Source organism: Agrococcus beijingensis (assembly GCF_030758955.1).
GTDB classification, from domain to species: Bacteria; Actinomycetota; Actinomycetes; order Actinomycetales; family Microbacteriaceae; genus Agrococcus; species Agrococcus beijingensis.
The window spans coordinates 2,743,590-2,756,775 of record NZ_CP132360.1 but is presented as its reverse complement, the minus strand read 5'-3'; the positions used below and the strand labels follow the sequence as shown (position 1 = coordinate 2,756,775).

The window sequence follows — 13,186 nt, the reverse complement described above, 5'->3', positions numbered from 1 at the left end:
TCCGGCCGGGCCTTCGTCGTTCCCGGAGCGGCTCCCGCCGGCGGATCCCGGGTGCTCAGCCGTCGCCGTCCGGCGCCTTTCGTCGAGCACCCCGGAGGATCTCGACGGCAGAGCCACTCGGGTGGGATAGTCCCGGCCGAGCCGTGCTCAGACCGACATCTTCCGGCGGCGCGGCCAGCGATGGCCACCGCGGCGGATGACGGCGAGGATGTCGCGCTCGATGTCGGGCCATTCGTCGTGGATCTGCCGATACGAGAGCCGCAGCACGATGTAGCCGCGTGCCACGAGTCTGCGGTCCCTGCGGCGATCGCTCTCGTAGGCCTGCTCATCGGTGTGGTGCTCCCGGCTGTCGCACTCGATGATGAGCCGGTCGCCGATGAGCAGGTCGACGCGGGTGCCCTGCATCACGCGCACCTGGATGCGGGTGGCGATCTGCAGCGACCGCAGCCGGAAGCGCACCATCGACTCCGAGCCCGACTCCGACTTCGCGTCGGCGACCGCCAACAGCGAACGGATGCGAGCCGGAGCGCTGCGCATCCAGCTCTCGACCTGCGCGGGGGTCGCCAGTCGGCGCTGCAGGATGGAGTCGATCACGACGACGATCTCCTCACTGCTCCCGCAGCGAAGCACGCAGCGGAACGCCACCTCGAGACCGTCGACCGCGCCGAGCACGGCGACCCGCTTCCCGAACGGGCGGCATCCCGGGTCCTTCCGCGTGCGCCGGTGCGGCGCCAGCCGCACATGCCGCTCCTTGTGCTCGGGCACCCACACGCCGTGGATGCGCAGCGCGCTGAAGCACGAGACGCATCCGCCCGCCGTCACGGCGGCGACGACCGCCTCGTCGGCTCCGCCGGGCTCCGCGAACCACCCCGGGCGCACCCTCACCAAGGAGCCGTCGCGCAAGGCGCGCTCGATCTGCCACTTGCTCCAGCCGTCGCAGGTCAGCTGCTCGGTGGTGCGCACGTCGGAGACGAAGGCTGCGGTCATGCCGCGCACCGTGCCAGGTCGGCCGCGCCCGCCGTCGGCGGCGGCGCTGCCCCTGTGGACGACCGGAGCTTCTCGCTCGCTCCGCCACCCCGGCTGCAGCATCCAGCCCGAGCTGCTGTGCCACCGAGATGCTCCGGGCGGCACCCCAGCGAGCGCCGACTACGTCAACGCGTCGTGCACGCCCGTCACCCAGTCGATGTGGCGCTGGGCGCTGTGCGCGATCGCGGCCGGGCCGTCCTCGATCACCTGGCCGCCGATGTTGCCGTACACGCGCCGGAACCGCAGCCCGGCGGCCTGCTTCGCCAGCCGCTGCACCACGCCCGCCGACAGCGGGATGTTGTTGGGGTACGAGCGCATGAAGCCGACGCTCTCGCGGTCGGGCTTCGGCTGCATCGTGTCGCCGGCGAGCAGCGAGCCCTCGCCGTCGCTCCCCCGCTCCCACAGCGCCACCGCCGCGCCCGGGAAGTGCCCGCCGAAGCGGATCAGCCGCACCCCCGGCAGCAGGTCGACCTCGCCGTCCCACAGCCTGATGCGGTCGTGGGGTCGGACGACCCAGGATGCGTCCCGCCGGTTGACGAGCACGGTCGCGTCGAGCGCGTCCGCCCACGCGCACTGCACGCCGAACATGTGCGGATGCGAGGCGGCCACGAAGGCCAGCCCGCCGAGCTCGCGCACCTGCTCGACGGCGTCGTCGGTGATGGTGCCGAGCGGATCCCACAGCAGGTTGCCGCGCTCGGTCTGCACGAGGATCGAGCGCTGCCCGATGCCGGCCGCGGGATCCGAGGTGAGCGCCCAGCTGTCCGGCTCGAGCTCGACGATGTCGATGTGCATCCCGCCGGCGACCTGCTCCTCGACGCTCGTCCACACCTGCCCGTGCAGCGGCACCCACTGCCGCTCGTCCTCGCAGATGCGACACGTCTCGGCAGGCAGCGGCTCGGCGGTCTCGACGCCGCAGGTCGCGCAGAGGATCGTCATGCGCTCACTCTGCACCCGCACCGGGCACTCGCGCGAGGCCTCGTGCCCCGGGGTGCGTCAGGAGGGCAGGTCGGGGTCGGCCTGCTCGTCCTCCTCGGGCTCGAAGGTCGACTCCTCGTCGGTGGTGGTGGCGCCCAGCCCGTCGGGCTCGTTCGGGATGGTGCCGTCGTCACCGAGGCCGCCGGGCTTCTTCGTGCCGTCGTCGCCGGCGTCGTGGTCGTGCTGGTGGTCGTCGTGATGGCTCATGTCGTCCTCCGCTCGCGTCAGGTGGGCCCACCCTAGCCCTCGCGCCTGCACGCCCCGAGATGGTCGCGAGACGACGCAGGGCCCCGACCGAAGCCGGGGCCCTGCGTCACGTGCGGTCAGCTCAGAGCGACTCGATGACCTCTCGCATGAGGCGGGCCGTCTCGGACGGCGTCTTGCCGACCTTGACGCCGGCCGCCTCGAGGGCGACCTTCTTGGCCTCGGCGGTGCCCGACGAGCCGGAGACGATCGCGCCGGCGTGGCCCATCGTCTTGCCCTCGGGCGCCGTGAAGCCGGCGACGTAGCCGACGACCGGCTTCGTCACGTGCGCCTTGATGTAGTCGGCAGCGCGCTCCTCGGCGTCGCCGCCGATCTCGCCGATCATGACGATCGCCTTGGTCTCGGGGTCGGCCTCGAACGCCTCGAGGGCGTCGATGTGCGTGGTGCCGATGATCGGGTCGCCGCCGATGCCGATGGCGGTCGAGAAGCCGATGTCGCGCAGCTCGAACATCATCTGGTAGGTCAGCGTGCCCGACTTCGAGACGAGGCCGATGGGGCCCTTGCCGGTGATGTTCGCGGGCGTGATGCCGACGAGCGACTCGCCCGGCGTGATGATGCCGGGGCAGTTCGGGCCGATGATGCGGGTCGTGCCCTTGGCCTTGGCGTGCGCCCAGAACTCGGCAGAGTCCTGCACGGGGATGCCCTCGGTGATGACCACGAGCAGCTCGATGCCGGCATCGACGGCCTCGACGACGGCGTCCTTGGCGAAGGCCGGCGGCACGAAGACGATCGACGCGTCGGCGCCGGTCTCGGCCATGGCCTCGGCGACCGAGGCGAAGACGGGCAGCTCGACCTGCGAGCCGTCCTGCGCGACGTGCGAGACGGTGGTGCCGGCCTTGCGCGCGTTCACGCCGCCGACGACCTGGGTGCCGGCCGCGAGCATGCGGGCGGTGTGCTTCGAGCCCTCGCCGCCGGTGATGCCCTGGACGATGACCTTGGTGTCCTTGTTGAGGTAGATCGACATGTCTTGCTCCCTTACGCCGCAGCCAGCTCGGCGGCCTTGTCGGCAGCCTCGTCCATCGTGTCCACGACCGTCACCAGCGGGTGCGCGGCGTCGGCGAGGATCTTGCGACCCTCCTCGACGTTGTTGCCGTCGAGGCGCACGACCAGCGGCTTCGAGGCCTCGTCACCGAGGATCTCGAGCGCCTTGACGATGCCGTTGGCGACCTCGTCGCAGGCGGTGATGCCGCCGAAGACGTTGACGAACACGCTCTTGACGTCGGTGTCGTTGAGGATGACGTCGAGGCCTGCGGCCATGACCTGAGCGGATGCGCCGCCACCGATGTCGAGGAAGTTCGCGGGCTTCACACCACCGTGGCGCTCGCCCGCGTAGGCGACGACGTCGAGCGTCGACATGACGAGGCCAGCGCCGTTGCCGATGATGCCCACCTGGCCGTCGAGCTTGACGTAGTTGAGGTCGGACTCCTTGGCCTTCGCCTCGAGCGGGTCGGCGGCCGCCTTGTCCTCGAGTGCCGCGTGGCCCTCCTGGCGGAACTCGGCGTTCTCGTCGAGGGTGATCTTGCCGTCGAGCGCGATGATCTCGCCGGCCTCGGTGAGCACGAGCGGGTTCACCTCGACGAGGGTGGCGTCCTCCTTGACGAAGACGTCGTAGAGCTTCACGAGCACGGGGGCGATCTTCGCGACGAGCTCGTCGGGGAAGCTCGCGGCGCGCACGATCTCCTCGGCCTTGGCGGCGTCGATGCCGACTGCCGGGTCGACCTCGACCCTGGCGAGCGCTTCGGGGCGCTCCTCCGCCAGCTGCTCGATCTCCATGCCGCCCTCGTACGAGCACATGGCCAGGTAGGAGCGGTTCGCGCGGTCGAGCAGCACCGAGAAGTAGTACTCCTCCTTGATCGCTGCGCCCTCGGCGACCATCACGCGGTGCACGGTGTGCCCCTTGATGTCGAGGCCGAGGATGGCCGCTGCCGCGTCCTTCGTCTCGGCGGGGCTCTTGGCGAGCTTCACGCCGCCCGCCTTGCCTCGTCCGCCGGTCTTGACCTGTGCCTTCACCACGACGACACCGCCGCCGAGCTCCGTGGCTGCTGCCTCGGCCTGCTCGGGGGTGTCAGCGGTGATGCCTCGCAGCACGGGAACGCCGTGCTGCTCGAACAGGTCCCTTGCCTGGTACTCGTAAAGATCCACGCGTGATCCAATCCGTGTGTTGGTGGGGGATTCGCCTCGCCAAGCCTAGTCCGACGCGCATGGCCGTCCTCTCGATTTCGGCCGCCCGAACGCCGAAGATTCGGCTTTCTTGCCGCTTTCGCGACAGCCTCGCCTTGCTTGCGGCGCCCTCCGGGACGGTCGACGATGGTGGCAGGAGGAAGCCCGATGGATCCCGCTCTGCAACGCCGTCCCGACCTGCCGCCGCCGGTCGAGTCGATGACCTCGAAGCTCAACTGGCTGCGCGCCGGTGTGCTCGGGGCCAACGACGGCATCGTCTCGACCTCGGCGCTCATGGTCGGCGTCGCCGGTGCGGGCACCTCGTTCGCGGGCATCCTCACGGCGGGCGTGGCGGCGCTGGTCGCCGGTGCCTTCTCGATGGGCGTCGGCGAGTACGTCTCGGTCTCGTCGCAGCGCGACAGCGAGCGAGCGGCGATCCGCCGCGAGCAGGCCCTGCTGGTCGCGCAGCCCGACGAGCAGGTCGACCAGCTCGCCCACATGTACGAGCTGCGCGGCCTCGCCCCCGACACCGCGCACCAGGTGGCCGTCGAGCTGACCGCGGCCGACCCGCTGCGCGCGCACCTCGACGTCGAGTACAAGCTCGACCCGGAGGACCTCAACAATCCGTGGTCGGCGGCGCTCGCCTCCGCCCTCGCCTTCACGCTCGGCTCGCTCGTGCCGCTGCTGGCCGCCCTCTTCTCGCCTGCGGGCTGGATGCCGTGGCCGATCGTCGTCGCGACCGTCGTCGCGCTGGTGCTCACCGGGCTCCTCTCCGCACGCATCGGCGGCTCCGGCAAGCGCAAGGGCATGTTCCGGGTGCTGATCGGCGGCGTGATCGCGCTCGCCGCGACCTACTTCATCGGCACGCTGTTCAACTCGCCGGTGCACTGACGGGCGACGCGGCACGGATCTGCGCGGCGCATCAGCGCGGCGGGATCTCCCGCTCCGGCGTCGGCAGCTCGCTGAGCACGGCGACCGAGACGTCCTGCACCCTCCAGTCGAGGGCGACCACCTCCTCGACCGCGGCATCGACGTCGGTCACCCGCACCTTCGACCGCTTCGGCACCACGTACGCCTCCACGTGGAAGACGTGACCCTCGTCGCGCACGCGACTGGCCGCATCCGCCACCCAGGGCAGCCGCTGCAGCGTCTCGTCGATCCGGCGGATGAGCGGCTCGCGTTCCGACTGGTCGACCGTCGTGGCGCGCATGTCCATGAGGTCGAGCACCGATGCGCGCGTGTTCTTCACGCCGTCCCAGAGGATGCCGACCGAGATGAAGAGCGCCGCGGCGCTGTCGAGCCACCAGATGCCGATGCCCACGCCGAGCACGCCGACGATCGAGCCGATGTGGGTCGTCCAGTCGGCGCGCATCATGTCGGCGTCGGCGTAGAGCAGCTTGCTGTGCAGCTGCTTCGCGAGCCGCATCTTCACGATGCCGAGGATCACGGGCGGCGCCGAGATCAGCACGATCGTGCCGACCATCAGCCAGCCGAGCCAGATCGTCGTGCCGAACAGCTGCACCGTGCCGATCGAGGGGTGCTCCACGGCGATCAGCCCGGCGACCGCGTCGAAGGCCAGCGTGCCGCCGACCGCGAGCAGCGCCACGCCGGCGACCAGGTGCCCCACGCCCATGGCGCGGTGATACCCGTACGGATGCTTCGGGTCCGGCGGGCGGCGGATCACCGTGAGGGCGATGAGGAACGCGAACTGCGGGACGGTCGAGAGCATGTCCTCGATCCAGGCGGTGCGCATCGCCTGCGAGCCGCCCATCACGAGGCCGACGAGGGTGATCGCGATCGCCGCGTAGCCGAGGCTCAGCCACTCCACGCGCTTGGCCTTGCGCAGCGCGTGGGCCTGCTCGGGCGGCAGCTCGGTGCGGCCGATGCGGCCGAGGGTGCGGCTCACGGCGACACCTCGTCGAGGTGCCGCTCGAGCGCCGCGAGGAAGGCGTTCTCGCCCATGGGCGTGAGCATGACGAGCTTCGTGGTCGAGCCGTCGGCCTCCTCCGTGTCGGCATAGGCGCGCGTCGGAGCCGCGTGCGTGACCCAGGGCGTCTGGTCGGTGATGCCGCCGATCACCAGGTCGAGCTCGCCGTTCGTGAGCTGCTGCACCAGCTCCTCCTCGCCGGCGACCGTCCAGGAGATCTCTGCGTCGATCGAGGCGGCGAACGACTCGACCAGCGTCACCTCGGTGCCCTCGGGCGCATCGCCGCTGACGTCGGTGAAGGGCGGGTTCGGCGAGACGCCCACCTCGAGCACGCTGCCCGAGACGGTCTCGAGGGTGCCGTCGGGATCGGCGGGGATCGCCTCGATCAGCGCGCAGCCCGCCAGCAGCGACGCAGACATCGCGAGCGCCCCGAGGCGCACCGCCCTGCCGCTCGCCGACCGTGATGCCCACATGAGCCGCATCGTAGACCGAGCGTCCCCCGGAGTGCCGAGCGCCCGCTGCGTGCGGAGCCGTCAGCGGCGGGCGCTGTAGCGCAGCTCCGGCCTGCCCGTGCCGCCGTAGCGGGGCGCCACGGCTGCGCGGCCCTCGATCACGAGCCGCTCGAGGTAGCGGCGGGCGCTCACGCGCGACATGCCCAGCGCCTCCGCCACCTCGGTGGCGCTGCAGGTCTCCTCGACCCCGTCGAGCAGCGCGGCGACGCGGTCGAGCGTGAGCGGCGAGCCCTGCGAGGTCGCGCGCTGGGCGTCGCCCGGCCGCAGCATGGCGTCGACGGCGCGCTGGTCGAGCGGCTGCGTCGCCAGCGACGTCGCGCTCACGATCTCGGCGCGGATCGCCTCGAGCCGTTCGCGCATCGCCTCCATGCCGAACGGCTTCACCAGGTAGTGGCGCACGCCGAACGCCCGGGCTGCACGCACCGTCTCGAGGTCGCGCGCGGCGGTGACCGCCACCACCTCGCCCGCGAAGCCGCGCGCCCGCGCGATGCGCAGCACCTCGATGCCGGAGGCGTCGGGCAGGTGCACGTCGAGCAGCACCAGGTCGGGGCGGATCAGGTCGAGCGCCTCGAGCGCGGCCCTGCCGGTGGCGGCCTCGCCCGCGACCACGAAGGCGCCGTGCCGCTCGACGAAGGCTCGCGTCACCAGAGCGACAGCCTTGTCGTCCTCGACGATCAGCGCCCGCAGCGGCCTCATGCCAGCACCTCGGATGCCGCCGGCAGCCGCGCGACGAAGCGCGCGCCGCCCAGCGGCGACGCCTCGACCGACGCCGTGCCGCCCAGCCGCTCCGCGACGCGGCGCACGAGCGTCAGCCCGTAGCCGCGCGCGAGCCCGGCGGGGTGCGCCTTGGTCGACACCTCCGCATCGAAGATCGCGCCGCGGCGCTCCGGCGGCACACCCGGCCCGTCGTCGTCGACGACGATCGTGACGACCCGGCCCTCCGAGGTGACCGCGTCGTCGATCGCGACTTCGACGCGGCCGCCCGTGGAGGCATCCAGCGCATTGTCGATCAGGTTGCCGAGCACCGTCACCCAGTCGCCAGCGCCGACCTCCGGATCGGCGACGCCGAGCGTCGACTCAGGGCGCACGACCAGCTCGACGCCCGCCTCCCGCGCCTGCGCCCGCTTCGCGAGCAGCAGCGCCGACACCTCCAGGTCGAGCACCCCGCGCGTCGGCTCGAGCGACGACAGCGCCCCGCCCGCCCCGGCCCGCTCGATCACCGCCATCGCGGCGTCTCGCTCGCCCAGCTCGAGCAGCCCGCCGAGGGTGTGCAGGGTGTTGGCGAACTCGTGCTGCTGCGCACGGAGCGTCTCGGTCATGCCCTGGGCGCCCGCGAGATCGCGCAGCGCGGCGTCGAGCTCGGTGCGGTCGCGCAGGATCAGCACGGTGCCGACGCTGCGCCCGTCGACCACGACGGTGTCGGCGCGAGCGACGAGCACCCGCTCCCCGGCGAGCACGAGCTGCTGCTCTCCGGCGTCCTCGAGCAGCGGCGCGAGGTCGGCGTCGAGCACGTCGCCGATGGGCACGCCGGTGAGGTCGACACCGCGCTCCCGGCCGAGCAGCCGCAGGCCGGCGTCGTTGCAGAGCACGATGGCGCCGCGCTCGTCGAGCACCACGAGCCCCTCGCCGATGCCGTGCAGGGTGGCGTTGCGCGTCTCGAGCATCGACTTGATCTCCTCGGGCTCGAGCCCGTAGATGCGCCGCCGCACGTGCGCGGCCGCCCAGCTCGCGAGCACGACGCCCACGACCGCCGCGACCGCGAGGCAGAGCCCGAGGATCCAGATGCCCTCCAGCCAGTCCTCGTGCAGCTCCGACTCGAGGATGCCCACCGACACCTGGCCGAGGATCTCGCCGTCGGCGCCGAACACCGGCACCTTCGCCCGCCAGGAGATGCCCAGCGTGCCGGTCTGCGTGCCGACGAACAGCTCACCCGTCACCGCCGCGTCGGGCTCGGTCGAGGCGAGCTCGCCGATGCGCTCGGGGTTCGGGTGCGAGAAGCGGATCCCTGCGACATCCGTCACCACCACATAGGTGACGTCGGATGCCTCCCTCACCGTCTCGGCGATCGGCTGGATGACCGCGGCGGGGTCCGGATCCTCGAACGCGGCGACCACCGTCGGCAGCTGCGCGACGGAGTAGGCGACACCGATCATGCGGTCGAGGTAGGCGTCGCGCAGGGATCGCTCCTGCAGCCAGGCGGCCGCGATCCCCGATCCGACGATCACCACCAGCATGATGGCGCTCTGCAGCAGCACCAGCTGGGTGCGCAGCGTCATCGCCCGTCTCACAGCGGCCATCGTAGGCCGGGATCGCACGGGCGGCGCCTGCCCACGAAGACCGAAACGACCGAAAGGCTCCCTTTCGACCACAACCCGACCCCGCGCATCCGCCCCCAATACCGTCGGCACCAGATCGCGACTCGGCACGGCGCCGAGCGCTCAAGGAGGAGACGTGCGATCCATGCACCCCAGCACCGCGCGCAGCAAGCGCATCAGCAGCAGCATCCGTGTCGGCCTGGCGGGAGCCGCAGCGCTCGCGCTCGCGGCGTGCTCGTCGACGGGCACGCCGAGCGGCTCAGCCGCCCCCGAGGGCGAGGCGGCCGCCATCACCGCCGTCAAGGTCATCGCCCCGGCCGACCCGGGCGGCGGATGGGACCAGACGGCGCGCGAGATCGGCCGCGTGCTCACCGAGGACAGCATCGTCAGCTCGGCGCCCGTGTCGAACATCGGCGGAGCCGGCGGCACCGTCGGCCTCGCGAACCTCGCGACCGAGACCGACGCGAACACCCTCATGGTCATGGGCTCGGTCATGGTCGGCGCGGTCGAGACGAACGCCTCTGACGTGCGCATCGAGGAGATGACCCCGATCGCGAAGCTCACCGAGGAGCCGCTCGTCATCGTCGTTCCCGCCGATTCCCCCTACGAGACCCTGCAGGATCTCGTCGACGCGATCGTGGCCGAGGGTCAGGGCGTCGCCGTCACCGGCGGCTCGGCAGGTGGCATCGACCACATCCTCGCCGGCCTGCTGCTCACCGAGGCCGGCGTGACGCCGGACGAGGTGCCCGGCACGCTCAACTACATCGCCAACTCCGGCGGCGGCGAGGCGCTCACGCTCCTGCTCGGCAACACCGTGCAGGCGGGCATCTCCGGCGTCGGCGAGTTCTCGGAGTCGGTGCTGTCGGGCGACCTGCGCGCGCTCGCCGTCTCGGGCGCCGAGCCCGCTGAGGCGCTGCCCGACGTGCCGACGATCCAGGACGAGGGCATCGACATCGAGCTCACCAACTGGCGCGGGGTCATCGCTCCCGGCGGCATCTCCGACGGCGAGCGACAGGCGCTCATCGACCTGGTGACCGAGCTGCAGGGCACCGAGGCCTGGGCCGAGGCGCTCGCGGCGAAGGGATGGACGGATGCGTTCGTGCCCGGCGACGACTTCGACGCGTTCCTCGCCGAGGAGATCACCCTCACGACGGAGACGCTGCGCACCATCGGCCTGATCGAATGACTGCGGCGACGTCCGCCGGCGCCCCGCAGGGTGCGCCGGCGGCGTCGCGATCCACCCGCATCGAGGCGATGGTCTTCGTCGGACTCATCATCGTGCTCTCGATCGCCGTGCTGATCGCGACGACCACCATCCGCGAGCCTCCCGGCTCGACCAACACGCTCGGCGCGCGCGTCGTGCCGTACGCCGTCGGCGGGCTCATGCTGCTCAGCGCCGTCGTCGTGCTCATCGGGCAGCTGCGCGGCCGCTTCGGCCACGCCGAGGCGGGCGAGGACATCGACCTCGAGCACGGCACCTCCTGGGTCGCCGTCGGCATCCTCGCCGTGAGCTTCCTCTCGCTAATGGTCACGATCCCCTTCCTCGGCTGGCCGCTCGGCGTCGCGGTGCTCTTCACCGGCGCCTCCCTCGCCCTCGGCGCGAAGCGCTGGTGGGCGGCCGTGCTCATCGCGCTCGCGATGGGCGTCATCACGCAGCTCGTCTTCGGCACCCTGCTCGGCCTGTCGCTGCCGGCGACCGGCACCCTCACCTCCTGGATCGGCCTCTGATGGACACCTGGTCCCTGCTGCTCGAGGGCTTCGCGACCGCCCTGCAGCCCGTCTACCTGCTCTACGCCCTGCTCGGCGTGCTGCTCGGCACCGCCGTGGGCGTGCTGCCGGGCATCGGCCCGGCGATGACGGTCGCGCTGCTGCTGCCGATCACCTACGTGCTCGAGCCGACCGCGGCGTTCATCGTCTTCGCCGGCATCTACTACGGCGGCATGTACGGCGGCTCGACGACGTCGATCCTGCTCAACACGCCCGGCGAGTCAGCGTCGATCGTCACCGCCCTCGAGGGCAACAAGATGGCGCGCGCCGGCCGCGGCGCCGCCGCGCTCGCGACCGCGGCCATCGGCTCGTTCGTCGCCGGCACGATCGCCACGGTCCTGCTCACGCTCCTGGCACCCACCGTCGCCCGCTTCGCCGTGAGCCTCGGCCCATCCGACTACTTCGCCCTCATGGTGATCGCCTTCCTGACGGTCGGCGCGCTGCTGGGCGACAGCATGTGGCGCGGCATGGTCTCGCTCTCGCTCGGACTGTTCGTCGGGCTCATCGGCGTCGACACGCTGACCGGCCAGTCGCGCTTCACGCTCGGCATCCCGCAGCTGGGCGACGGCATCGACGTGGTGCTGGTCGCCGTCGGCCTCTTCGCGCTCGGCGAGGCGCTCTACGTCGGCTCGCGCCTGCGCGGCGGCGAGCTGCCGATCATCCCCATCACCCGCGGCTGGCGCACCTGGATGCGCCGCTCCGACTGGGCACGTTCGTGGAAGCCCTGGCTGCGCGGCTCGTTCATCGGGTTCCCGATCGGCTCGATCCCTGCGGGCGGCGCCGACGTCGCGACCTTCCTGTCGTACGCGACCGAGCGCAGCCTCGCCAAGCCCGAGTACCGCAAGCAGTTCGGCAAGGGCGCCATCGAGGGGGTCGCCGGCCCCGAATCGGCCAACAACGCCGCCGCCGCCGGCGTGCTCGTGCCGCTGCTGACGCTCGGCATCCCGACCACGGCGACGGCCGCGATCATGCTGTACGCCTTCCAGGGCTACGGCATCCAGCCCGGCCCGCGGCTGTTCGAGTCGCAGCCGCAGCTGGTGTGGGCGCTCATCGCGAGCCTCTACATCGGCAACGTGCTGCTGCTGGTGCTCAACCTGCCGCTCGTGGGCATCTGGGTGAAGCTCCTGCAGATCCCGCGCCCCTACCTGTATGCCGGCATCCTCGTCTTCGCCGGTCTCGGCGCGTACGCGGCGAACTTCACGGTGTTCGACGTGGGCGTGCTGCTGGTGCTCGGGCTGATCGGCTTCTTCATGCGCCGGCTGGGATTCCCGATCGCACCGCTGGTGGTCGGCGCCATCCTCGGACCGATGGCCGAGGAGCAGCTACGCAAGGCGATGCAGATCGGCCAGGGCGACCCTGCCTACCTGGTGCACAGCCCCTTCGCGATCGTCGCGTACGTCGCGATGGCGCTGATCATCGCTGCCGCGCTGTGGCTGAAGCGTCGGCGCGCGCGCTACGAGGCATCGCTGCCTGCGGTCGAGACGACGACGATCGCCGCGATCGACGAGGAGATCGAGCAGCACGAGCCGCACCCCGAGGTCGACCGCGGCCGGCTGTCGACCACGACGCTTCCGAAGATCCGGCGCGACGAGGACGATCCGCCAACGCCCCGCTGATCGAGCAGGTCCGGAGGGCCGCCTCGGGAGCACGTCACATGACGGATGCCGTCCCGGACTGCCCGGGACGGCATCCGTCGTCTCTTCCCCCTGTGGGCGGCCCGGCGTAGCGTCACGCATGGCGCGGGCGACGATGACCGCACCATGCGATCGGAGGGAACCCGTGGACTACCGCATCGAGCTGATCTTCGTGCCGGTGACCGACACCGACCGGGCGAAGGCGTTCTACGAGCAGCGGCTGGGCTGGCACGTCGACCACGACACCACGGTGCAGCCGGGGCTGCGCTTCGTGCAGATCACGCCTCCCGGCTCCGCCTGCTCGATCGCCTTCGGCGAGGGCATCTCGGAGGACGAGCCCGGCAGCATGCGCAACGTGCAGGTGGTCATCGACGACGCCGACGCGACGCGTGCCGCGCTGCTGGCGGCGGGCATCGAGGCGAGCGAGGTCGACGAGCAGGCCTGGGGCAGGTTCGTGGGCTTCGCCGATCCCGACGGCAACCGCTGGACGCTGCAGGAGCTGCCCGACTACGGCGCGAGCGCCTGAGCCCCAGTCGGAGCCGCCAGTCGAGTCGGCAGTCGCGAAGCTGCGGTCCCAAGAGCGTCGCTGCGCGAGGTGAGACACTG

At 71.6% G+C, this 13,186-nt stretch carries 14 protein-coding genes; 5 read left to right on the top strand and 9 right to left on the bottom strand.

Annotation, left to right across the window (positions count from 1 at the left end):
* Nucleotides 1–147: 147 nt before the first annotated feature.
* The 5 genes from Q9250_RS13530 to sucC all read right to left on the bottom strand — a co-directional run bounded on the left by Q9250_RS13530 (nt 148) and on the right by sucC (nt 4,407).
* Nucleotides 148–987 (bottom strand): endonuclease domain-containing protein, encoded by an 840-nt coding sequence (locus Q9250_RS13530; RefSeq protein WP_306232410.1) that lies wholly within the window; start codon nt 985–987, stop codon nt 148–150.
* Nucleotides 988–1,146: 159 nt separating this feature from the next.
* Nucleotides 1,147–1,962 carry an MBL fold metallo-hydrolase gene (locus tag Q9250_RS13525; RefSeq protein ID WP_306232409.1) on the bottom strand — a complete coding sequence of 272 codons (816 nt, stop codon included), beginning with the start codon at nt 1,960–1,962 and terminating at the stop codon, nt 1,147–1,149.
* A 57-nt stretch (nt 1,963–2,019) separates the two neighbouring features.
* Entirely contained in the window at nt 2,020–2,208 is a 189-nt protein-coding gene (locus tag Q9250_RS13520; protein ID WP_306232407.1) for a hypothetical protein, read from the bottom strand.
* Nucleotides 2,209–2,329: 121 nt separating this feature from the next.
* Nucleotides 2,330–3,229, bottom strand: a complete 900-nt coding sequence (gene sucD, locus Q9250_RS13515; protein WP_306232405.1) for a succinate--CoA ligase subunit alpha — start codon at nt 3,227–3,229, stop codon at nt 2,330–2,332.
* Between the two features lie 11 nt (nt 3,230–3,240).
* On the bottom strand, nt 3,241–4,407 hold the full coding sequence (sucC, locus tag Q9250_RS13510) for an ADP-forming succinate--CoA ligase subunit beta (RefSeq protein ID WP_306232403.1): 1,167 nt from the start codon (nt 4,405–4,407) through the stop codon (nt 3,241–3,243).
* A 186-nt stretch (nt 4,408–4,593) separates the two neighbouring features.
* Here sucC and Q9250_RS13505 point away from each other — a divergent pair, with 186 nt between their 5' ends.
* Nucleotides 4,594–5,316, top strand: a complete 723-nt coding sequence (locus Q9250_RS13505) for a VIT1/CCC1 transporter family protein (RefSeq protein WP_306232402.1) — start codon at nt 4,594–4,596, stop codon at nt 5,314–5,316.
* Nucleotides 5,317–5,347: 31 nt separating this feature from the next.
* Here the strand turns inward: Q9250_RS13505 and Q9250_RS13500 are convergent, their stop codons facing one another.
* Genes Q9250_RS13500 through Q9250_RS13485 form a run of 4 tightly spaced genes read right to left on the bottom strand, consistent with a single transcriptional unit; the run spans nt 5,348 to nt 9,140 of the window.
* A complete protein-coding gene (locus tag Q9250_RS13500) occupies nt 5,348–6,331 on the bottom strand; it encodes a cation diffusion facilitator family transporter (RefSeq protein ID WP_306232401.1) in 984 nt (327 codons plus the stop codon).
* The gene (locus tag Q9250_RS13495; RefSeq protein ID WP_306232400.1) at nt 6,328–6,825 is read right to left on the bottom strand and encodes a transporter substrate-binding domain-containing protein; all 498 of its coding nucleotides are present in this window, start codon (nt 6,823–6,825) and stop codon (nt 6,328–6,330) included. Before Q9250_RS13495 ends, Q9250_RS13500 begins: the two co-directional genes overlap by 4 nt.
* 60 nt (nt 6,826–6,885) lie before the next feature.
* A complete protein-coding gene (locus Q9250_RS13490) occupies nt 6,886–7,560 on the bottom strand; it encodes a response regulator (protein WP_306232398.1) in 675 nt (224 codons plus the stop codon).
* Complete coding sequence (locus tag Q9250_RS13485; RefSeq protein WP_306232397.1) at nt 7,557–9,140, bottom strand: sensor histidine kinase; 1,584 nt, start codon at nt 9,138–9,140, stop codon at nt 7,557–7,559. The genes Q9250_RS13490 and Q9250_RS13485 overlap by 4 nt, the downstream gene beginning before the upstream one ends.
* 184 nt (nt 9,141–9,324) lie before the next feature.
* Here Q9250_RS13485 and Q9250_RS13480 point away from each other — a divergent pair, with 184 nt between their 5' ends.
* The 4 genes from Q9250_RS13480 to Q9250_RS13465 all read left to right on the top strand — a co-directional run bounded on the left by Q9250_RS13480 (nt 9,325) and on the right by Q9250_RS13465 (nt 13,106).
* Nucleotides 9,325–10,365 (top strand): Bug family tripartite tricarboxylate transporter substrate binding protein, encoded by a 1,041-nt coding sequence (locus tag Q9250_RS13480; RefSeq protein ID WP_306234002.1) that lies wholly within the window; start codon nt 9,325–9,327, stop codon nt 10,363–10,365.
* Nucleotides 10,362–10,907, top strand: coding sequence for a tripartite tricarboxylate transporter TctB family protein (locus tag Q9250_RS13475; protein ID WP_306232395.1), 546 nt, complete (start codon nt 10,362–10,364; stop codon nt 10,905–10,907). Before Q9250_RS13480 ends, Q9250_RS13475 begins: the two co-directional genes overlap by 4 nt.
* Nucleotides 10,907–12,562 carry a tripartite tricarboxylate transporter permease gene (locus tag Q9250_RS13470; protein ID WP_306232394.1) on the top strand — a complete coding sequence of 552 codons (1,656 nt, stop codon included), beginning with the start codon at nt 10,907–10,909 and terminating at the stop codon, nt 12,560–12,562. The genes Q9250_RS13475 and Q9250_RS13470 overlap by 1 nt, the downstream gene beginning before the upstream one ends.
* 163 nt (nt 12,563–12,725) lie before the next feature.
* Complete coding sequence (locus Q9250_RS13465) at nt 12,726–13,106, top strand: VOC family protein (RefSeq protein ID WP_306232393.1); 381 nt, start codon at nt 12,726–12,728, stop codon at nt 13,104–13,106.
* Nucleotides 13,107–13,186 lie beyond the last annotated feature (80 nt).